This window comes from Aeromonas sp. HMWF016, from assembly GCF_963878195.1.
Taxonomy (GTDB): domain Bacteria; phylum Pseudomonadota; class Gammaproteobacteria; order Enterobacterales; family Aeromonadaceae; genus Aeromonas; species Aeromonas lacus.
The window spans coordinates 36169-57916 of the sequence record NZ_CAWNWX010000122.1 but is presented as its reverse complement, the minus strand read 5'-3'; the positions used below and the strand labels follow the sequence as shown (position 1 = coordinate 57916).

The window sequence follows — 21748 nt, the reverse complement described above, 5'->3', positions numbered from 1 at the left end:
CTCCGGCCAAGGATTGCACCCGCTCCGCGCTTGGTGTTAAATGCCCGACCAGATGGCACCAGATCGTGCCGTCCCAGCTGTTGGACATGCCATGCAAACTCAATCCCACGCCGGCCCGGGCACGCTCTTTGCGCTGACCTGGCCGCTCTTTATCGATCTCGCCCTCCACTTTCTGACCGGCGCACTCAACACCTTCATGGTGGGACATGTCTCCTATCAGGGGGTCGCGGCGCTGGCGGTCGGCAATCAGGTATTCGATCTGGCCATCACCCTGTTCAGCTTCGTCAGTATCGGTACCAGCGTGGTGATCACCCAGTATCTGGGGGCAGGTGACAGGGAGCGCAGCCGGGTGGTGATCAACACCGCCATCGGCTTCAACCTGCTGATCGGTCTGGTGGCGGCCATCGGGGTCATGGCGGGCGCCAGCACCATGCTGGCGCTGATGAACCTGCCAGCCAACCTGATGAGTGATGGCACCCTCTACCTGCAGATCATCGGTCTCTGCCTGCTGCCTGAAGCGGCGGCGCTCTGTCTGGCGGCGACTCTGCGCGCCCACGGCCATACCCGTCAGGCGATGTATGTGACTCTCATCGTCAACCTCATCACCTTTGTCGGCAACCTGCTGCTGCTCTACGGCTGGTTTGGCCTGCCCCAGATGGGCGTGGCGGGGGTTGCCATCAGCACGGTAGCAGGGCGTCTGGTGGGCGTGGTGATGCTGGTCTGGCTGGTGGCACGCAAAACCGGCATCCACCTCAAGATCCGCGACATCGTTCACCCAAGCCGGGAGATGCTGGGCAAGGTGCTCCATATCGGCCTGCCTGCCGCCGGCGAGAACCTCTCCTGGATGCTGCAGTTCATGGTAGTGACCGCTTTTGTCGGCCTGCTGGGGGACAAGGCGCTGGCGACCCAGTCCTACTTCTTCCAGATCTGCCTGTTCATCCTGCTGTTTGGCCTCTCCATCGGCCTTGGCAACGAGATCATCATCGGCCATCTGGCGGGCGCCAGACAGTTTGACCGCGCCTATCAACAGCTGCTCAAGAGCCTCAAGCTCGGGCTTGCAGTCACCTGCGTCATCGCCGTGGCGGCCGCGCTTAATGGCCGCACCATCATCAGCCTCTTTACCGATGACCCCGACATCATCACCCAGGTGGCGCAGCTCTTTCTCATCAGCCTCATCCTCGAGCCAGGCCGCACCTTCAATCTGGTGGTGATCAACGCCCTGCGCGCAACGGGTGATGCCCGCTTCCCCCTCTACATGGCACTGCTCTCCATGTGGGGAATTGCCGTACCCCTTTCCTATTTCCTTGGTATCATGCAGGGCTATGGACTGGTAGGCATCTGGCTGGCGCTCGCCTGCGACGAGTGGGTTCGCGGTCTGGCCATGTTCTGGCGCTGGCGCAGTCGTCGCTGGCAAAACAAAATCCTAGTTGAAACATAAGCGGAATCAGAATGAAGAAAATCGGACTCTTGCTGACTGCCCTGCTGCTCAGCCCTCTGACCATGGCGCAAACCGCGCCCGCAGCCCCCAAGACTCAAGCCACCATGACCTGGTATGTGGCCCCCATCGTTATCGATGAGAGCAGCGAGGCCCAGAAGGCGCTGACCAAGGATTTCATGGCCCAGATGATCAAGACCATCAAGATCAACGAGTACCAGACCGGCAAAGCGGTGGGCAACACCAAAAAACCCAAGTGGCTGATCCGCACCAAGCTGATCCCCGCCAGCAATGAGCCGCTGACAGGCAAGAAGCACCCGCAGGGGCTCACCTACGGTAAGGGCAACCCGACTCAGGAGATCATCGGTGAGCTGCTGATGAACGGCACTCTGGTTGCTCATATCGGACAGGGCTGGCGTGAACCGATTGTTGCCAATACCCCGGTAGCCGAGCGCCTCTCCGTGGCCAACTACCGTTACGCAGTTGGCGATCAGGCCAAGTCGCCGGATCTTGAAGAACTGGCCGCCCAGATCGGCTTCGAAGCGGGCAAGGTTATCCATCGCGACGGCAAACCATTGCCTGAAAAGAAAAAGAAGAAAGATCAGACTGACAAGGATAAGGGGTGATTCCCCTCATCACAGGAAAGGGGCCACAAGGCCCCTTTTTGCTCTCTGCCGCTCGCCGGCATCATGCCAGTGATGTGATCCGAGCCACGTTTTGGCCCATAGCTTGAATTGAAAACTCATTTATTACGAGTCAATTCAATGCCTTAAAAATAGCCTTTCAAGTATATCCAATCATTGCCCCTAAATTCGATCATGATCACGTTTATCACCGTCGCTAAGGGGTAGCTTGGTCTTACAGGCACAATCAAACGAAACCAAGGAGGCTCCATTACATGTTCCCAGAGTACAGAGAACTCATCTCGAGACTGAAGAGCAGTGATGTCCATTTCCAGAAGAAGTTTGACTTGCACAACGACCTGGATGAGGAGATTAGGAAGCTGGAAAAGCATCACGCCAGTGACCACAGCTCCGAGGTGAAGGATCTGAAAAAACAGAAACTTAAACTGAAAGAGGAGATATACGAAATCCTCAAGCAACATCCACAATAGATGCCTCGACGAATATCAGGATAAGCAACTTATCCTTCAGCCCGGCCAGAGAGCCGGGCTTTTCATTACCCACTCAATCTCACTCCATGCCAAGAAATAGCAATCAAATGGCTCCTCCTGCTGGCGACGGTTTCACCAACCCCTCTGCACGCTCGCAAAAATGGCTGACAAAACTGGACGGAGCAGAGGCCATGGCTAAGATAGGGGCTCTTGATATCGCGATTTGCTAGGGAGTAGGAAATGGAGTTAGTACTTGGCCCGCTGGAGGCCCGTGTCATCGGGTGCCTGATTGAAAAAGAGATCTGCACCCCGGATCAATATCCCCTCTCCCTCAATGCACTGGTCAATGCCTGCAACCAGAAGAGCAACCGCGAGCCGGTGCTGGAGCTTGCCGAGCTCGACATCCGCGCCGTGGTTGACGAACTGATCCGCCGGCGACTGGTGGTCAATACCGCCGGTTTCAACGCCCGGGTGCCCCGCTATCAGCACAGATTCTGCAACACCGAATTTGGCGAACTCAAATTCAGCGCTCAAGAGCTCGGTATCATCTGCGAGCTGCTACTGCGTGGCCCGCAAACTCCGGGTGAGCTGCGCTCGCGCACCAATAGACTGTGCAGTTTTGATGACGTGACCGAAGTGGATACGGTGCTGACCCAGCTCATCGAGCGCGGCCCCTATGTGGTAAAACTGCCGCGTGAACCGGGCAAGCGCGAATCCCGCTACGCCCACCTCTTTAGCGGTGAAGTGGATATTCAGGCGATGATGGAAGCCGCTCCGGCAGCAACCTACGCCTCTCCTGCGGCGGATCGCCTGAGCGAACTGGAGCTGGAGGTGAGCGAACTCAAGGCCCGTCTGGCCGCCATGGAAGCCCGGCTGGCGGCGCTGGATGGCCAGGGCTGATACCCTGCCACGCCAGCTGTCTATTTGTCAGGGAGCCGGGGCCAATCCCCCCGGCTCCCTCTGTTTTTTCATGCTGAGGAAGTGCCCGTGATCACCCTGATCAAAGAGTCTGACCACCAGAAGATGCCCTGGAAAAACAAGCAGGGCACCACAGCCCAGATCCTCATCTCCCCCAAGGGAGCAAGCCTCGACAAGCTCGACTTTGACTACCGGCTCAGCTCCGCCCCCATCAAGGAGGCCGGCCGCTTCTCTACCTTCCCGGGTTATCAGCGCATTCTGCTGCCGGTGAGCGGCGCCGGCTTTGTGCTGAACGGTCACCCCTACGCCACCTTTGAAGCGGCCCATTTCGGCGGTGATGAGGAGACCCAATGCGAACTGCTGAAAAAAGAGGTTACCGATCTCGGCCTTATCTACCACCCGGACAGGATTACCGCCAACGTGCGGGTATTGAACCTCCCCTTCCCCCTGACGCTTACCCTCGAGCCAGAGAAAACCTACCTCTGCCATCTGCTGAGCGGCCAGCTCACGGTGCAGGGGCAAGTAGTCGCTATCAACGAAACGCTGGTGGTGAGTGGTGAGGAGAGCATTCACTTCGACTGCCAGAAGAAGAGCACCATTGCCTTCTTTACCCTGCAAGGGAAGTAGCGGCGGGACAGCAAAAGAGCATGAAAAAGCCGGGTAATCCCGGCTTTTTCTATTCAGGCGCCTGGCGCGATGCCGTTCATAGCCTTAGTTCACCTTGAAGGCACCCTTCATCATGGCAAAGTGGCCAGGGAAGGAGCAGAAGAAGGTGAGATCCTTGCCGGCCAGACCGTCGGTCTTGAAGGTCACGCTGGTGCTCTCGCCACCGCCAATCAGCTTGGTGTGAGCCAGTACGCGGGGGTCATCCTTGGGCAGGTAGTTGTTCTCGGCACCTGCGCTCATCCCGGCGGTCGCCACGGCCTGATAGTCGGCAGTAGTGGCCAGCACCCAGTTGTGGCCCATGCCGGTAACCGGCAGTTTACCGGTGTGGTTCAGGGTGACGGTTACCTCTTTGCAAGTCGCAGGTACGCTCATCTCCTTGAGGTTGTACTGCATGGCATCATTGCCCTCAATGACCAATGCGCATTCATCGGCCAGAACCGGGGCAGCCAGGGTACTCAGAAACAACAGGGTAATCGCCTTTTTCATTATCTTCTCCTTTGATTGGCAATGAATGGCAACAGGTTTGCGCAGCAAACTCATCAGAAATGTCCGCAAAGATGCTGTCAAAATCGACCTTTATTTTACTCGCCTGTATTCAATCGGCTATGAATTTAGCCCGAAGCTGTGGGCCAGCTCACCAGAATAAGCAAAGTCTGTTTAATTTTTTCCGCCATTTTCTCCGGGCAGGGCTCGCCCGTCGCCAGCCCCTTGGCTAAGCTAGCGCCCCGACCAGCCCTTCGCCAACAAGAGACCTGCTGATGATGGCCATAACCCCCGCTGCCGCCCTGCGCTGCCTGCTACTGACCCTGCTGCTGGTGCTCGCCGGCTGCCAACCCCAGCCCCCTGCCCAAACCCGCATTCAGGGCAAAACCATGGGCACCTATTTTGTGGTAACCCTGAGCGATCCCTTCCCCGGTGGCGAACCCGCGCTCAAGAGCGCGGTGGAGAACCTGCTGGCCAGGATGAACAGCGAGATCTCCACCTATGACCCCGATTCACTCATCTCCCGCTTCAATCAGGGGCCGGCCAACACGCCGTTCGTCATCCCCGCTGCCATGGCCAAAATCGTCCGGCAGGGGATCGATGCCGGTCACCTGACCAATGGCAAGCTTGATGTCACGGTCGGACCGCTGGTCAATCTGTGGGGCTTTGGCCCGGACAAGCGCCCCATCAAACGGCCAGACGATGCCGCCATCGCCGCAGCGCGCCAGAAAGTGGGGATCGACAAGCTGACTCTGATGCCACAAGGGGAGCATTTCCTGCTGGAGAAGTCTATCCCGGACCTCTATCTCGACCTCTCCACCCTCGGCGAAGGGGCCGCCTCGGATGAGATCGCCGCCCTGCTCGAGAGCAAGGGAGTCAACAACTACCTCATCGAGGTGGCGGGCGCAGTGCGCAGCAAGGGCCACAACAGCAAGGGTTCGCCGTGGCGAGTCGCCATCGTCGAGCCCTCCGATCAGCCGGGTGCCTTCTCCGACATCGTCATCCCCAACGGCATGGCACTCAGCACTGCCGGCAGCTATCGCAACTACTACGAGCTCGATGGCCAGCGCTACTCCCATATCATCGACCCCGCTACCGGCCAGCCCATCACCCACAAGCTGGTCTCGGCAAGCGTCATCACCCCCACTGCGCTGGAGGCCGATGCCCTCGATACCGCCCTGATGGTGATGGGCCCCACTGAGGCAATGGCTTTTGCCAAACAGCACAAGCTTGCGGTCTATCTCATCGTCAAAACGGACGAGGGATTCAAGGCCATCCACACGCCCCAATTTGGCCCCTATCTGGCAGAGAAGAAAAAATAAAAAGAGAGGGCCCACAACCGTGGCCCTCTCTGTTTCCCGACTTCTCCCCCGCAACGGCAGCAGAGCAAGGTATACAAACGGCAACTTGGCCAATTGCCTCTTCAGCCGCTTTGGTGGCACACTTTCCCCATCAGCCCGTAGCGCCTCGACCAGACAGATGCAGATACCGGATACCGAGCCCGAAAAGAAAAGCCCAGCCAAGCCCCAGCGCATTCTGATGGTCAACGAGCAGCGCTCGTTTCAGGTCATGATGAAGGCGATGCTGATCAATATCGGCATCAGCAACATCACCTTCTCCAACAGCGCCGAGGATGCGCGCCGCCGCTGCCAGAAGGGCAGTTTTGACATCTATCTCATCGATTACGATCTCGGGGTCGGCGAAAATGGCCGCCAGCTGCTGGAAAGTCTGCGGGATCAGCACCTGATCCCTCCCCAAAGCGTGGTGATCATGGTGAGCGGCGACAGCTCCCGCGCCATGGTGCTGAGCGCGCTGGAAGCCGAGCCCGACGAATACCTGATGAAGCCCTTCTCCCAGGAGCAGTTCTCGTTTCGCATCAAACGGGCCCTCGCCCGCCGTCAGGCTCTCGCCAGCGTTTTTAGCGCCATGGCGGAGGATGACCTGCCCGCGCTTATTACCGCCTGCGCCGAGCGGGCCGATACGGTTCCACGCTATGCCAACTACTGCCGCTGCCTGCAGGCCGATACCCACCTCAAACTGGGTCAGGCTCAGGAGGCGCGCTCCCTGATGCGCCAGCTGCTGGCCGGCCAGGAGAACAGCTGGGCCCGCCTGACGCTGGGCAAGGCGTGCAACACTCTGGGTCTTCATGAAGAGGCGGTCAGCCACCTGCAGGCGACCCTGAAAAATACCCCCCTGATGGTGGAGGCTTACCGCTGGCTGGCAGAGTCCCAGCTCGCCCTTGGCAACGATGAGGTCGCCCAGCAGGAGCTCAAGCGAGCCGTCGACATCTCGCCCCAGTCAGTCCAGCTGGCTCGCCGACTGGCCGAGGTGTGCCTGCTGCGCCACGACTACGCTCAGGCCAAGGATGTACTGCTCTCTCTCATCGATCTGTCGCGCAACTCGATTCACCGCACCCCCCACTATCTGGGGGCCTATATCCAGACCCTGACCCTCTACGCCCTCAACAGCAACGACAGCTACCACATCGCCAACCTGCAAAAGCAGGTCAACTCGGCCCTGTCGCGCATCCGCGATTCGCTGATGATGTCGGAGTTCAACTACCCGGTGTTCGAGCAGATCTGTCAGGCACGGGTGCAGATTGCGCTCGGGGAGCTGCTCAAGGGCAAGAAGATGCTCTATCGCGCCAACCAGAACTGGCTCGACGAACCGGCCACCATGCCCCCGACCCTGCTCGGCGAGACCATCCTAGCCCTCTATCAACTCGGCGAGTTCGAGTATGCCGAAAGCCTGCAGAGCCTGCTGGCCGAGGATGAGGATCACCTGCTCACCACCTGCATTCATGCAACCCGGGATGACAAGACGGTGCTGGAGCGCCGTCAGCGCTACCAGCAGCTCAACGAACTGGGCATCAAGGCCTATCAGGCGGGCGAGCTGGAACAGGCGCTCGGTCACTTTCGCGAGGCGCTGCGCCGCGCGCCAGCCAATACCGGCGCCGCCCTCAACAAGATCCAGGTGTTGCTGCAACTGATGCAGAAGAATCGCAAAAGTCCGGAGTTTGGCATCGAGTGCAAGGACACCCTGGACATGCTCGACGGCATCCCTCTCAACCCAGCCCAGCAGGATCGTTTTCGCAAGCTGCGCCAAGAGTTCAACCAGTTCAGCTGACCCCGCACTCCCCTTGGGGCGCCTATGCTGAAACCAGACTGGCAGCAGAGGGGAAACAAGGATGACGATATGTCGTTATCTGGTGGCCGATGGTCGCCACTGCAACGAGGAGGCTGGCGAGCACGATCTCTGCCACTGGCACGACCCGCATACCAATAAACAGGATCCCCACACCGCAGAGGCGCTTGAGCAGTATGTCCGCGCTGGCGGCCTCTGCCACGGTTTGCAGCTGGCCCGCGCCAATCTGGCCGGTCTCAATCTGGTCAACAAGGGGTCCAAACAGGGATTTTTGCTGGAGCAGTGCAACCTCTATCGCGCCAACCTGCGGGGTGGTCACCTCTACGGCCTGCGCATGAAGTGGGGAAGCCTGATGAAGGCCGATCTCAGCGATGCCAACCTGCACTGTGCCATCCTTGATGACGTCAACCTGCTCGGCATTCGCTGGCACAATACCCGACTCGACAACATGCAGACCGGCAAACGGGTGATGCAGGATCGCAAGGGGCGTCGCGAGCGGGATCCCGAGCAGGCCAGGGTCTGGTTCAAGGAAGCGGAAGAGACCTACCGGGATCTGCGCAAAGCCTCGGAGGCGCAGGGGATCTTCACCATGTCCGGCAACTACATCCAGCAGGAGCTCACCATGCGCCGGCTGCAACTGCCGTTCTGGTCGAGCCAGCGCTTCACCTCATGGATAGTCGATCTCTTCTGCGGTTACGGCGAGGCACCGATGCGGGTGGTGCTCTTCTCCCTGCTGCTCATCTTTATCTGCAGCATCTTCTACTTCTTCTTTGGCCTGAGCTTCAACGGCAACCATCTCGCCTATCACCCGGGCGCCCCCTTCGAGCAGAACGCAATCTTTCTGCTGGAGTGCCTCTACTACAGCGTGGTCACCTTCACCACCCTGGGCTATGGCGACTTCACCCCCATCGGCCTCTCGCGCCTCTTTGCCGCCTTCGAGGCCTTCACCGGCAGCTTCACGCTGGCGCTGTTTGTGGTGGTGTTTGTCAAGAAGATGACCCGCTGACGCCTCTCCCTGCCAAGCGGGCCGGCCACTGGCGCAGGCCCGCGCCCCGAACTTGCATCCACCGCCGATTCCTAGTCCAATAGCGACTTATAAAAATGACATGAGCATCCCGGACATGAAGATCATCTCTTTCAATATCAACGGCCTGCGCGCCCGTCTGCACCAGCTGCAAGCCATCATCGACAAGCACCAGCCCGATGTGATCGGCCTACAGGAGATCAAGGTGCACGATGAAGCCTTCCCGCTGGCCGATGTGGAGGCCATGGGTTATCACGTAGAGTTTCATGGCCAGAAGGCCCACTACGGGGTCGCCATCATGAGCAAGCAGAAGCCGGTCAAGGTGGAGAAAGGCTTCCCCACCGACGATGAAGAGGCCCAGCGCCGGATGATCATGGCCACCTTCGAGCGCGAAGACGGCTCCCTCATCAAGGTGATGAACGGCTACTTCCCGCAGGGTGAAAGCCAGGATCACGAGACCAAGTTCCCGGCCAAGCAGAAGTTCTACGAGGATCTGCAGCTCTATCTGGAGACCAACCACACGCCGGATGACCAGCTGGTGTTGATCGGGGATATGAATATCTCCCCCACCGATCTCGACATCGGCATCGGCGAAGCGAACCGCAAGCGCTGGCTGCGGGATGGCAAGTGCTCCTTCCTACCCATCGAACGCGAGTGGATGGAGCGGCTGAAAGGGTTTGGCCTGACCGACACCTTCCGCGCCGCCAACCCCACCGAGTGCGAGCGCTTCTCCTGGTTTGACTACCGCTCCAAGGGCTTTGACGAGAACCGTGGCCTGCGCATCGACCTCATCATGGCCTCCGACGCCCTCAAGGATAGAGTCACCGAAACCGGCATCGACTACGAGCTGCGCGGTATCGAGAAACCCTCCGACCATGCCCCCATCTGGGCCTGCTTCGCCTGATGTGGCGCAGGATGCCGCAGTGATATCGCCAATCTGTGAAGCGGCTCGCGGTTGCCTGCGATAAAAGGGCGTAAACAGCCTATCCAGACAAGGTGCCTCAGGGCACCTTCTTTTTGCAGCAAGGAGTGCCTGCCGTGACCACCACTCACCTTCCTCTCTCCCCCGCCCGTTTTCTGGCCCTGCGCCTGTTGCCCGGGGAGGATCTTATCGCCGGATTACGCTCTCACATGGCCCGACACGGTCTGCAGGCGGCCTGGATCGCCGGGGCGGTCGGCAGCCTGACCCACGCCAACCTGCGCTATGCCGCCCAGCCCGATGGCACCCTGCTGGAGGGGGCCTTCGAGGTGATCGCCCTCGGCGGCACCCTGGACCCGGAGTGTGAACACCTGCATCTCTCCATCTCTGATGAGCAGGGATTGATGCGCGGCGGCCACGTGCTGCCCGGTTGCCGGGTGCGCACCACCCTCGAACTGGTAGTCGGAGAGCTGGAGGCATACCGTTTTGGCCGTGCCCCCTGCCCCCAATCCGGTTATGAAGAGCTGCTCATTACCCCCAGAACCTTGTGAGGATCACTATGTCCGTCAGTAAACTCTCCAGCTACAACCTGGCTTTTATGGTCATCTGCATCGCCATCAACATGGTGGCGGGACAGGCCGTCTCCATGCTCAAGCTCCCCATCTTCCTGGACTCCATCGGGACTGTGCTCTGCGCCATTCTGGCGGGCCCCTGGATGGCGATCGCCACCGGTCTGCTCACCAACCTGCTGTGGGGCCTGCTCACCGGCCCCATCGCTGCGGCCTTTGCCCCGGTCGCCATGATGATTGGCCTCAGTGCCGGTCTGCTGGCTCGGGCCGGCTGGTTCAACAATCTGCCCAAGGTGGTAGTGAGCAGCGTGGTGATCACCCTGGCGCTCACCCTGGTGGCCATTCCCATCCGCTCCTACCTGTTTGGTGGCGCCACCGGCAGCGGTGCTGATTTCGTGGTTGCCTATCTGCACGCCATGGGTAGCGATCTGCAAGAGTCGGTCGCCGTCACCGTGCTGGGCACCAACCTGCTGGACAAGCTGCTGACCGTGCTGATCGCTTGGGGGCTGGTACGCCGCCTGCCGCAGCGCACTCTGCGCCACTTCCCGCAGATGGCTGCCGTGCGCTGATGCACCCGTTTACCTCCCTCGCACTCTGGCTCTCGTTTTCAGTCACGGCCAGCGTGCTGCCGCCCCCCTGGCTCTGGGGCTGGAGCCTGCTGCCGCTACTTGCTCTGGTGCTACTGCCAAAAGCCCGCTCCCGGCTCAAGCTGGTGCTGGCGGTGATGCTGCCGCTGGGGCTGGGACTCTATCTGGTGCACGGCCCCTGGTTGCGGATCCTGCTCGGCATGCCCGCGGTTCCAGCCAGCGAAGCGTTTCCCATTCTGCCCCTCTGGTGTCGGCTGCTTGCCTGTCTGGCCAGCGCCCAGCTCTGGCTCTGGGCGATCTCGACCGAGCGGTTTGTTCATGCGCTCTTTGCCAGCCGGCTGCCCATCGCCCTCTCCTACCTCTGCTGCGGCCCACTGCTGCTCAAAGAGCAGCTTGGCCACCAGCTGCGCGCTATCAGGGAGGCCCAGCTAGCCCGCGGCGTACCCTTTGACGGCAATCCGCTGGCCCGGCTAAAGGCCACGCTCCCGCTGCTCTCGCCGCTGGTCGGGCAGGCGCTGAGCGAGCTGGCCACCCGCAGCATGGCGCTGGATCTGCGCGGCTTTCGCAGCCAGCCGACCCGCCCCCGCATGACGGAGATCCCGCAACAACGTTACGAGCCACTGCTGCGCTATCTGTTGCTGTTGCTGGTGCTGCTGGAGATTGTCTGGAGGTGGTGGCCATGATATCGCTGCAAGGGTTGACCATCGGCCATGCGGGCCACCCTGACCACTTTCAGCTGGGGCCCCTCGACATTGAATTGGGCGCTGGCGAATGGCTCACCATCCTCGGCGGCAACGGGGCGGGCAAATCCCTGCTGGCCCAGCTGCTGGCGGGGGGCGGGTCCCAGCTGCACCTCGACACGCTGGCGGGAGAAGGCGTCATTCTCGGGCAGCCCCATGATAGCGGCCAGCTCAATCAGCATGCGGCTGTGCGTCAGTGGGTGCAGCAATCTCCCTACCTGCAATTTTCCGGCTGCTGCTTTTCAGTCGCCGATGAGATGGCCTTTGGCCCGGCCAATCTCGGATTGCCGCCCGATGAGGTCAGCCGGCGGGTATCCGAGGCCATGGCGCTCTGTCACTGCGAGGCGCTGGCAGCCCGCCATCCCCATGACCTGTCGGGAGGCGAGGCACAGCGCGTGGTGCTGGCCTGTGCCCTGACGATGGCGCCTAGGCTCTTGATCCTCGATCAGGCCTTCAGCCGCCTGACCCCGGCGGCAACCCAGACCATGCTGCGGCAGATCCGCCGCTACAGCGAGGAAAGCGGCTGCAGCGTCATCTTGCTGGAGCAGCGGCTTTTTCCGGCCGCTCACTTCTGCGAGCGATTCCTGCTGCTCGACCATGGCCGCCAGCTGGCCTGCGGTGAGCTGGGCGAGGTGCTGCCCCATCTACCCGGGCGGGTGATCCTGCCGGACTCCCTGCGCGAGACGCTACAGGCGCGCGACTCGCGCCATCATCCCTACCCCTTGGCCATGTTGCGGGAGTTTTATGCTGAGCTTTGACCACCTCTGCTTCTCATGGGCGCCGGGCAATCCCTGCCTGCACGACATCACATTGCAGATTGCCAGCGGGGAGCAGGTGGCCATCGTCGGGGATAACGGCGCAGGCAAGTCAACCCTGCTGCGACTGGCGGCCGGGCTGCTGGCCCCCACCTCCGGCACGGTGAGCTGGCAACAACAGGCGCTTCGCGAGCAGCGGGCACTGGCCCGTGCCAGTCAGATCGGCTTTCTGTTTCAGGAGTCTGAGCGTCAGCTGTTTCACAGTCGGGTCGAGGATGAAATCGCCTTTGGCCTGCGCCTGCAGAAACTGCCGCGCGAGGAGATCCGGCTGCGGGTCGCTGCAGCACTGGGAGAGTGCGAGCTAACACCGTGGGCGGCCTCCCATCCGCTGGATCTCGATGCCGGTCAGCGGCGCATGGTGGCGGTGGCCTGCCTCCATGCCATGCAGCCCGAATTGCTGCTGCTCGACGAGCCGAGCCGGGATTTTGATCCCCGCTGGCTGACCATTCTGGAACGCTGGCTGGCCAGCGAGCGGGCGAAGGGCACCACCATAGTGGCCATCAGTCACGATGCCGAATTTGTCAGACGCAACTTCACCACCCTGATCGAGCTGAAAGCGGGGCGTCTGGTTGGTCACGGCCACACCAGCGAACGACTTGCTGCCCTCAACGGTTACCGCCCCCACCACAGTAGCGCCATGCTGCTGGCCGCGCTCGACCAGCGCAGCTAACCTCCTCTTTTTCCATCAAAACAGCACGAAACCTCGTCATTTGGGGACAAATTGTCCCCTTGAGAAGGTTCGGTTCAAGGTTGCCCGCCTATCATCCCCCTTCCACCCCAAGAGAAGCTGTTTTTTATCATGACGTTAATGATCCAGATGGAGAAAAATACCGGACACCCTCACCGCTATGGTGCCAGCAAAGAGATTGGCAGGGCTGGTGCAGATGCCCCGCTCAAGCGCGCCCTGCTGACTCTGGCACTGATCGGCGGACTGAGCGGTTGTGGCGGTGAATCCACCCCGGCGGCCCAGAGTGTTCCGGCCTTCCCTGTCGTGGTCAATGAAGTGACCCTGACCGATGTGCCGCTTACCACCGAGATGGTGGGCGAGACCGCCGGTTTTCGTGAAATCGAAGTGCGTTCGCGGGTGAGCGGCATCCTGCTCAAGCGCACCTATGTCGAGGGCCAGCCGGTCGCCGCCGGTCAGCAGCTGTTCCTCATCGACCCCGAGCCCTACAAGGTGGCCCTCGAACAGGCCAAGGGATCCCTTGCTCAGGAGCAGGCCCGTCTCAACAAGGCACGCGCCGATCGGGATCGCATCATCCCGCTGTTCAAGCGCCAAGTAGTCAGCCGCAAGGATTACGACGACACCATCGCCAACTACGAAGCCGCCATCGCCACCCTGCAGGCGGCTCAGGCCAAGGTGAAAGAGGCCGAGCTCAACCTCAGCTACACCGAGGTGACTGCCCCCATCGACGGCATGGCGAGCAAGAGCTCCCAGTCCGAGGGCAGCCTTATCTCTACCAGTGGCGACAGCAGCCTGCTGACCACCATCACCCAGTACAACCCGCTCTACGTCAACTTCTCCTACTCGGAGCAGGATCGCCTCAACTTCGAAAACTCGGTGAAAAAAGGGTTGATCGAATCCAAGGATGCCACCAACTGGCGCACCCACATCCGTCTGGCTGACGGCTCTGTCTATCCCGAGGCGGGCAAGCTCAACTTCTCCGACAACCGGGTCGATCCGCAGACCGGCACCATCCGTGCCCGCGCCATCTTCGACAACAAAAATGGCGTGCTGATGCCGGGCCAGTTCGTGCGCATGACCATCGATCTGGGTACCCGCAAAAATGCCATCGTGGTGCCGCCGCGCGCCATCGTTCAGTCCCAGGCTGACCGCATGGTGATGGTGGTGGATGCCGACAACAAGGTCGTGCCCCGTCCGGTCAAGCTGGGCGCCGTGGTTGCCGATGGCGTGCTGATCGACAGCGGCCTTGAGCCGGGCGAGCACTACATCGTCGAGGGGCTGATGAAGGCCCGCCCCGGCAGCGTGGTGAAACCGGTCTCTGCCGAAGAGATGCAGGCCATCAGTGCCAAGCTGGTTCGACAGTCCGCGGCCAAGTAAGGAGTTCGCATGTTTTCCAAGTTCTTTATCGAACGCCCCATCTTCGCCAGCGTGATTTCGATCATTATCGTGCTGGGCGGGCTGGCGGCGATGCGATCGCTTCCCATCGAGCAGTACCCGCAGATCACCCCGCCGGTGGTCTCGGTGACTGCTTTCTATCCGGGCGCCACCCCGGAAGTGATCTCCCAGACCGTCGCCGCGCCGCTTGAGCAGCAGATCAACGGCGTGGAGCAGATGATCTACATGCAGTCGGGTTCTGCCTCCAACGGTCAGATGAACCTCAACGTCTACTTCGAGATCGGCACCGACCCGGATCAGGCCACCATCAACGTCAACAACCGGGTCTCGGCCGCCATGGCCCAGCTGCCGGAAGAGGTGAAAAAGCAGGGGGTCACGGTCAAGAAGAAGTCGACCGCCATCCTGCAGGTGGTGACCCTGCAATCGCCGAACGGCTCGTTTGATACCACCTATCTCTCGAACTATGCCCTGCTCAACATCATCGACGAGCTCAAGCGAATTCCCGGCATAGGTGATACCACATTGTTTGGCGGTACCGACTACGCCATGCGCATCTGGCTGCGACCGGATCGACTGGCCCAGCTCGAACTCACCCCAAGCGACGTGATCGGCGCCATTCGTGAACAGAATACCCAGTTTGCGGCGGGCAAGATCGGTGCCCAGCCTACCTCGGCCCCGGTCGATTTCACCTACACGGTGCAGACCAAGGGGCGTCTTGAGGACGTCAAGGAGTTCGAAAACATCATCGTTCGCTCCATGCCTGACGGCTCCAAGATCCGGGTGAAGGATGTGGCGCGGGTCGAGCTGGGCGGCAAGGATTATGACGTCCTGGCCCGGGCCAACGGCAAACCGGCCATCGGTATCGCCACCTACCTGCAGCCGGGCGCCAACGCCGTGGCGGTGGCCGGTGCGGTGCACGACACCATGGAGCGGCTCAAGGAGCGCTTCCCGCAGGATGTGGAGTACCAGATCCCCTACGACACCACCGAGTTTGTGAAGATCTCCATCGAGGAGGTGGTCTACACCCTGTTCGAGGCGATCGTGCTGGTGTTCGTGGTGGTCTATCTGTTCCTGCAGAACTTCCGCGCCACCCTGATCCCCTGCATCGCGGTGCCGGTATCGCTCATCGGTACCTTCGCCGGCATGCTGGTGCTGGGCTTCTCCATCAACCTGCTCACCCTGTTCGGCATGGTGCTCGCCATCGGTATCGTGGTGGATGACGCCATCGTGGTGCTGGAGAACGTCGAGCGGATCATGCAGGAGAGGAAGTGCTCGCCCAAAGAGGCGGCCATTCTCGCCATGCAGGAGGTCTCCGGCCCGGTGGTCGCCATCGTGCTGGTGCTGTGTGCCGTGTTCCTGCCGGTCGCCTTTATGGGCGGCATGACGGGGGTGATGTACAAGCAGTTCGCCATCACGGTTGCCGTGTCGGTCGCTATCTCCGGTCTGGTGGCGCTGACCCTCTCCCCGGCCCTCTGTGCCGTATTGCTGAAAGAGGGGCACCACAAACCGGCCCGTTTCTTCGTCTGGTTTAACGACAAGTTTGATAAGCTGACCCGCGGCTATGTGCGCGGCGTAGCCTTCCTCAATCGTCGGGTGGCCGTTGCTTTTGGCATCATCGCAGTGCTGCTGCTCTCCATCTACGGCCTCTTCCTCAAGGTGCCGGGAGAGCTGGTCCCGAACGAAGATCAGGGTTACCTCATCTCCGCAGTCATGCTGCCGGATGCCGCCGCCATGACCCGTACCCAGGCGGTCGCCAACCAGTTCGACAAGATCGCCATGGCCAACCCCAACGTGAAGGATGTCATCACCTTCTCGGGCTTTGACATCCTCTCCAGCGCCATCGTCAGCAACAGCGGCCTCACCTTCATTACCCTGAAGGACTGGAGCGAGCGCAAAGAGGCCGGTGCCGACTCCTTCTCGCTGGCCAAAACCCTGCAGGGGATGAGCATGATGGGGCTGGCGGATGGTTTCGTTGCCTCCTTCAACCCGCCTCCCATTCAGGGGATGTCCACCACCGGCGGCCTTGAGGGGTATCTGCAGAATCGCGGCTCGGGCAATGCCCAGGAGTTCTCGGCTGAAGTGCAGCGCTTCCTCGAAGCGGCCAAGGAGCGCCCCGAATTCGCCAGCGTGACCACCACCTACCGCGCCAACGTGCCGCAGGTCTATCTCGACCTGGATCGCGAAAAGGCCAAGGCGCTGGGGCTGCCCATCAACGCGGTGTTCGACACCATGCAGGCCACCTTTGGTCAGGTCTATGTCAACGACTTCAACCAGTTCGGCCGTACCTACCGGGTACAGTTGCAGTCCGAGGCGGACTACCGCGCCAAGAAGAGCGACATCCGCAATGTCTATGTCCGCTCCAACAAGGGTGAGATGATCCCGCTGAGCAGTCTGGTCACTGTGCGTGACGCCACCGGCCCCGAGCTGGTAGAGCGCTTCAACATCTTCCAGGCAGCCAAGATCATGGCGCAGCCAGCGCCGGGCTACAGCTCGGGTCAGGCCATCGCCGCACTGGAAGAGGTGGCCAACAATACCCTTGGCAACGACGCCAAGCTGGAGTGGACCGGCTCCGCCTATCAGGAGAAGGCGGCTGCCGGCAGCGCAGGCATGGCCTTTGGCTTCGGCATCGTGATGATCTTCCTCATTCTGGCCGCCCAGTATGAGCGCTGGAGCCTGCCGTTTGCGGTGATCACCGCGGTGCCGTTCGCCCTGTTCGGCGCTCTGCTGGCCACCTGGCTGATGGGTCTCACCAACAACGTCTACTTCCAGATCGGTCTGGTGACGCTCGTCGGGCTGGCGGCCAAGAACGCCATCCTGATCGTGGAGTTCGCAGTGATGAAACACGAGGAGGGGATGAGCCTCATCGAGTCGGCACTGGAGGCGGCGCGCCTGCGTTTTCGCCCCATCGTCATGACCTCGCTCGCCTTCATCCTCGGCTGTGTGCCACTGGTCACCTCCAGCGGGGCCGGTGCTGCGAGCCGTCATGCCCTTGGCTGGCCGGTCATCGGCGGCATGCTGGCGGCGACCTTTATCGCCATCTTCTTTATCCCGCTCTTCTTCCGCCTCATCATGCGAGGCTCGGAAAAAGGAGCGAAACAGTAAGGCTGAGCCTGTTGCCCCGCTGATAACCCCTACCCCCGCACCTGCGGGGGTATTTTTTATATCTTCCCCCTCATGGAGCCTGTGAGCGCACCTTGACCTTATCCCTGTGGCAAGGTTTACAGTCCAACCATCTGATCCAGAAGGATATCCAGTTTGTCACTCATCCAGCTTGCTGCAAGATTGCCCTGCGTTGCTCTGGCCCGGCTGTTGCTGGCGCTGCTGCTCGTGTGCAATCTGACTCTCTGCATCAGCTGGCATGCTTCTCCCCCCTCCTCCGAGACAACCCAAAGCAGCCCCCGGCCGATGGTGATGTTCGATTCATCTATGGCGATGGCGGATGGCGAGATCTCTCATGCGATGGCCGCCATGGGTCATCCGGGCGATGGCATGACCCTCTCCTGCCATCAGGGGGACGATGGGTCAGCCATGGGCGATGAGTGCCAGATGCAGACAGGCGTCAATGCCCTCTCCTTCAGTACGATGGCTTTGCTGGGTGTATTGGTCGCCCTGCTGATCTTCCCCCTGCTGCTTGGCAGTAACTTCGCAACTTCACTGCTTGATAACTGGTTGCGGGATCCCTTCCTGCGATCCCGTGGTACCCATCCTCCCTCCTGGCCGCGCCGACATCTGATGCTGTCGGTGCTGCGCCACTAGAACGATCTTCTCCCGTGCATGGGGCAAGGCTCACTTTACCCCTATCTGCACACCTTTATCGCTTGACCCTGTGACCACTGGCCCCGCCAGCAACAGGGAGCCGTGCGTCCGCTGACTCGTCAGCAACGCCCCGTTTGCCGCCAGCCCCTTTGGTGTTGCCTTGCACCTCACCCGCCCGGCGGCCTGCACAAGAGAAGAGATGTCATGTCACCAGCCCACTTTTCACCGTCCAAGGTTGCTGCCTTCGCGGGCGCCTTATCCTCCTGCACTTTTTGCATGCAGATCCGCGCCGGAGGCCAGTCATGAACAAGACCGTCCTGATGTCGGCCCTGCTGCTCACCCTTGGCGCCGGTGGCGGCTACTGGGCCGCCAAACAGACCTCCGATAGCGCCAGCGCCAAAGAGAAGACGCCCCTTTACTGGGTCAACCCCATGGATCCCCGCGACAAGCGCGATGCCCCTGCCAAAGACAACATGGGGATGGACTTTATCCCCGTCTATGAGGAGCAGAAAAACGGCTCACCGGGCACCATCACCATCAGCCCCGAGATCCAGCAGAACCTGGGGGTGCGGCTGGCCAAGGTGGAGAAGCTGCCTATCCACCAGCAGATCGAGACGGTGGGCTATGTCGGCTATGACGAAGATCGGCTGGAGGCGATCAACGCTCGCATGGCGGGCTGGATCCGCACCCTCGCCATCAAGAGTGAGGGGCAGAAGGTCACCAAGGGGAGCCTTATCTACGAGCTCTACGCGCCGGATCTGGTCAACGCCCAGCACGAATACCTGCTCGCCCTCAACACCGCCAACCCGCTGCTGCTGCGCGCCGCCGAGGGCAAGCTCAAGTCCCTGCAGGTGCCGCCTGATCAGATCGCCGCCCTTAAACGCAGCCGTCAGGTGCGCGAAACCATCAGCATCTATGCCCCCAGCAGCGGCTATGTCTCGGAGCTCAAGGTACGCGAGGGGCAGTATGTGGAACCCGCCGCAGCGCTGTTCAATATCAGCACCCTGCAGCAGGTGTGGGTCAGCGCCGAGGTGTTCGAGCGCCAGGCGGCCCAGCTGAAAGTGGGGGATCCGGTCACCATGACCCTGGACTATGCACCCGGCCGCAGCTGGCAAGGTAAGGTGGATTACCTCTATCCGACCCTGGATGCCGCCACTCGCACCCTCAAGGTGCGGCTGCGCTTTGACAACCCGGACGAATTCTTGAAACCCAATATGTTCGCCAAGGTGGCCATTCGCACTGGCAAAGGAGAACCGCAGTTGGTGGTACCGAGCGAAGCGGTGATCCGTACCGGCAGTCAGGATCGGCTGGTGCTGGCGCTGGGGGATGGCAACTTCAAGTCAGTGGCCGTTACCCTCGGCCCCCAGCTTGGCGACAAGGTGGCCATCAAGGCGGGGGTGGAAGCGGGTGACAGCATAGTCAGCTCGGCCCAATTCCTGCTCGACTCCGAATCGGCCATCGATTCTGACTTCCAGCGCATGACGGCGGTGCGCCCCGCCCAGGTGTGGACCCAGGGTGAGATTGAAAGCATCGATCTGGCTAATCGTACCCTGATGGTCTCCCACCAGCCCATCCCCGAGTGGCAGTGGCCCGCCATGGAGATGGAGTTCACCGTCGCCGAAGGAGTCGACATCAGCAAGCTGGCCGAAGGGCAGACCCTGCACCTGCAAGTAATGCAGGAGGGGGATGAGTACCGCATCACCACCATCCATCAGGAGAAGTCACCCGCTGCTGACGGCGACGCCAAGCCAGCAACGGATGAGATGGAAGGCATGGACCATAGCCAGCATCAGATGGCGATGCCCGAGATGGAGAAGAAGTCATGATCCCTTCCATCATTCGCTGGTCCGTGGGCAACCGCTTCCTAGTGCTGCTGCTGACCGTCATGCTCACCGCCTGGGGGCTCTGGTCGGTCAAACAGACACCGGTGGATGCCCTGCCGGATCTCTCCGACGTGCAGGTGATCATCAAGACCTCCTACCCGGGCCAGGCACCTCAGGTGGTGGAGGATCAGGTGACCTACCCGCTCACCACCGCCATGCTGGCGGTGCCGGGGGCCACCACGGTGCGCGGCTACTCCTTCTTCGGCGACTCCTTCGTCTATGTGCTGTTTGACGACAACACCGACCTCTACTGGGCCCGCGCCCGGGTGCTGGAGTATCTGAGCCAGGTTGCCCCCAACCTGCCCGCCTCAGCCCGCCCCCAACTCGGCCCCGATGCCACCGGGGTGGGCTGGGTCTATCAGTACGCGCTGGTGGACAAAACCGGCAAGCATGACCTGAGCGAGCTCACCTCGCTGCAGAACTGGTTCCTCAAGTACGAGCTGCAGACGGTGGACGGGGTCTCCGAAGTCGCCACCGTGGGCGGCATGGTTCGCCAGTATCAGGTGCGGGTCGACCCGGACAAGCTGCGCGCCTACGGCATCCCGCTCTCCCTTATCGAGACCGCCATCAAGCAGGGCAATCAGGAGACCGGCGCCTCCGTCATCGAGATGGCGGAAGCGGAGTACATGGTGCGCTCCAACGGCTATCTGAAAAGCGTGGAGGATCTGAAGCAGATCCCGCTCGGAACCACTGTGCGCGGCGCCCCGCTGCTGCTGGGTGACGTGGCCGATGTGGTCACCGGGCCCCAGAGCCGGCGCGGCCTGGCCGAGCTCAACGGCGAGGGAGAAGTGGTAGGCGGCATCATCGTGATGCGCTATGGCGAGAATGCCCAGCACACCATCGACGGGGTCAAGGCGCGGCTCGCCCAGCTGAAAAGCAGTCTGCCGGAGGGGGTGGAGGTCGTCACCGTCTACGATCGCTCCGACCTTATCCAGCGCGCCATCGACAACCTCTCCGGCAAGCTGGTGGAGGAGTTCGCGGTGGTGGTGCTGGTCTGCCTCGCCTTCCTGTTCCACCTGCGCTCATCCCTGGTGGTGGTCATCTCCTTGCCCATCGCCATTCTGACCGCCTTTATCGTGATGCACCTGCAGGGGATCAACGCAAACATCATGTCCCTCGGCGGCATCGCCATCGCCATCGGCGCCATGGTGGATGGCGCCATCGTGATGATCGAGAACGTCCACAAGCACATGGAGCGGGAGGCGCTCACCGACAAGAACCGCTGGCGCATCATCACCGAGGCGAGCATCGAAGTGGGTCCCGCCATCTTCTTCTCCCTGCTGATCATCACCATCAGCTTCCTGCCGGTGTTCGCGCTGGAGGCGCAGGAGGGGCGGATGTTCCACCCTCTCGCCTACACCAAGACCTACGCCATGGCAGCGGCGGCCGGGCTCGCCATCACGCTGGTGCCGGTGATCATGGGCTACTTCATCCGTGGTAAGGTGCTGGCGGAGCAGGCCAACCCGCTGAACCGCTGGTTGAGTCAGGGCTATGTGCCACTGCTCAAAGCCGTCTTGGCCCGTCCGAAAACCACCCTGGCCATCGCCGCCGTAGTGACGGTGGCGGGCTTCTGGCCGCTCAAGTATCTCGGCTCCGAGTTTATCCCGCCGCTGGA

The 21748-nt window shown here is 61.2% G+C and carries 20 protein-coding genes; 19 read left to right on the top strand and 1 reads right to left on the bottom strand.

What is annotated here, in order from left to right:
• The first annotated feature begins 91 nt into the window (after nt 1–91).
• The 5 genes from AACS24_RS20965 to AACS24_RS20945 all read left to right on the top strand — a co-directional run bounded on the left by AACS24_RS20965 (nt 92) and on the right by AACS24_RS20945 (nt 4094).
• On the top strand, nt 92–1438 hold the full coding sequence (locus AACS24_RS20965) for an MATE family efflux transporter (RefSeq protein ID WP_108571941.1): 1347 nt from the start codon (nt 92–94) through the stop codon (nt 1436–1438).
• Between the two features lie 11 nt (nt 1439–1449).
• Nucleotides 1450–2061 carry a hypothetical protein gene (locus tag AACS24_RS20960; RefSeq protein WP_108571888.1) on the top strand — a complete coding sequence of 204 codons (612 nt, stop codon included), beginning with the start codon at nt 1450–1452 and terminating at the stop codon, nt 2059–2061.
• 272 nt (nt 2062–2333) lie between these two features.
• Nucleotides 2334–2549: a YdcH family protein gene (locus AACS24_RS20955; protein WP_108571887.1), complete on the top strand. Its 216-nt coding sequence runs from the start codon at nt 2334–2336 to the stop codon at nt 2547–2549.
• Between the two features lie 240 nt (nt 2550–2789).
• Entirely contained in the window at nt 2790–3449 is a 660-nt protein-coding gene (locus AACS24_RS20950; RefSeq protein ID WP_108571886.1) for a YceH family protein, read from the top strand.
• Between the two features lie 87 nt (nt 3450–3536).
• Entirely contained in the window at nt 3537–4094 is a 558-nt protein-coding gene (locus AACS24_RS20945; RefSeq protein ID WP_108571885.1) for a HutD family protein, read from the top strand.
• Nucleotides 4095–4178: 84 nt separating this feature from the next.
• Here AACS24_RS20945 and azu read toward each other — a convergent pair whose 3' ends face one another.
• Nucleotides 4179–4619, bottom strand: a complete 441-nt coding sequence (gene azu / locus AACS24_RS20940; protein ID WP_071911050.1) for an azurin — start codon at nt 4617–4619, stop codon at nt 4179–4181.
• A gap of 272 nt (nt 4620–4891) precedes the next feature.
• On the opposite strand from azu, the gene AACS24_RS20935 reads away from it, so the two are divergent.
• The 14 genes from AACS24_RS20935 to AACS24_RS22040 all read left to right on the top strand — a co-directional run.
• A complete protein-coding gene (locus AACS24_RS20935) occupies nt 4892–5938 on the top strand; it encodes an FAD:protein FMN transferase (protein WP_181364257.1) in 1047 nt (348 codons plus the stop codon).
• Nucleotides 5939–6095: 157 nt separating this feature from the next.
• Nucleotides 6096–7742 (top strand): response regulator, encoded by a 1647-nt coding sequence (locus AACS24_RS20930; protein WP_108571884.1) that lies wholly within the window; start codon nt 6096–6098, stop codon nt 7740–7742.
• Between the two features lie 61 nt (nt 7743–7803).
• Nucleotides 7804–8766, top strand: coding sequence for an ion channel (locus tag AACS24_RS20925; protein WP_108571883.1), 963 nt, complete (start codon nt 7804–7806; stop codon nt 8764–8766).
• Nucleotides 8767–8881: 115 nt separating this feature from the next.
• Nucleotides 8882–9688 (top strand): exodeoxyribonuclease III, encoded by an 807-nt coding sequence (gene xthA, locus AACS24_RS20920; protein WP_108571882.1) that lies wholly within the window; start codon nt 8882–8884, stop codon nt 9686–9688.
• Nucleotides 9689–9822: 134 nt separating this feature from the next.
• Complete coding sequence (locus AACS24_RS20915; protein WP_108571881.1) at nt 9823–10254, top strand: PPC domain-containing DNA-binding protein; 432 nt, start codon at nt 9823–9825, stop codon at nt 10252–10254.
• Between the two features lie 8 nt (nt 10255–10262).
• Nucleotides 10263–10841 carry an ECF transporter S component gene (locus tag AACS24_RS20910; RefSeq protein WP_041208635.1) on the top strand — a complete coding sequence of 193 codons (579 nt, stop codon included), beginning with the start codon at nt 10263–10265 and terminating at the stop codon, nt 10839–10841.
• Nucleotides 10841–11542 carry an energy-coupling factor transporter transmembrane component T gene (locus tag AACS24_RS20905; RefSeq protein ID WP_108571880.1) on the top strand — a complete coding sequence of 234 codons (702 nt, stop codon included), beginning with the start codon at nt 10841–10843 and terminating at the stop codon, nt 11540–11542. Before AACS24_RS20910 ends, AACS24_RS20905 begins: the two co-directional genes overlap by 1 nt.
• Nucleotides 11539–12357 (top strand): energy-coupling factor ABC transporter ATP-binding protein, encoded by an 819-nt coding sequence (locus AACS24_RS20900; protein WP_108571879.1) that lies wholly within the window; start codon nt 11539–11541, stop codon nt 12355–12357. Before AACS24_RS20905 ends, AACS24_RS20900 begins: the two co-directional genes overlap by 4 nt.
• Nucleotides 12344–13084, top strand: a complete 741-nt coding sequence (locus AACS24_RS20895; protein WP_108571878.1) for an energy-coupling factor ABC transporter ATP-binding protein — start codon at nt 12344–12346, stop codon at nt 13082–13084. The genes AACS24_RS20900 and AACS24_RS20895 overlap by 14 nt, the downstream gene beginning before the upstream one ends.
• 129 nt (nt 13085–13213) lie before the next feature.
• Nucleotides 13214–14476 (top strand): efflux RND transporter periplasmic adaptor subunit, encoded by a 1263-nt coding sequence (locus tag AACS24_RS20890; RefSeq protein WP_258223014.1) that lies wholly within the window; start codon nt 13214–13216, stop codon nt 14474–14476.
• A 9-nt stretch (nt 14477–14485) separates the two neighbouring features.
• Nucleotides 14486–17596: an efflux RND transporter permease subunit gene (locus AACS24_RS20885; RefSeq protein ID WP_108571877.1), complete on the top strand. Its 3111-nt coding sequence runs from the start codon at nt 14486–14488 to the stop codon at nt 17594–17596.
• Between the two features lie 153 nt (nt 17597–17749).
• Nucleotides 17750–18250, top strand: a complete 501-nt coding sequence (locus AACS24_RS20880) for a hypothetical protein (RefSeq protein WP_108571876.1) — start codon at nt 17750–17752, stop codon at nt 18248–18250.
• A 302-nt stretch (nt 18251–18552) separates the two neighbouring features.
• Nucleotides 18553–20076 (top strand): efflux RND transporter periplasmic adaptor subunit, encoded by a 1524-nt coding sequence (locus AACS24_RS20875; protein ID WP_181364256.1) that lies wholly within the window; start codon nt 18553–18555, stop codon nt 20074–20076.
• Nucleotides 20073–21748, top strand: a 1676-nt coding sequence (locus AACS24_RS22040; protein WP_258223013.1) for an efflux RND transporter permease subunit, incomplete at its 3' end; no start/stop codon positions are given. The genes AACS24_RS20875 and AACS24_RS22040, both read left to right, overlap by 4 nt.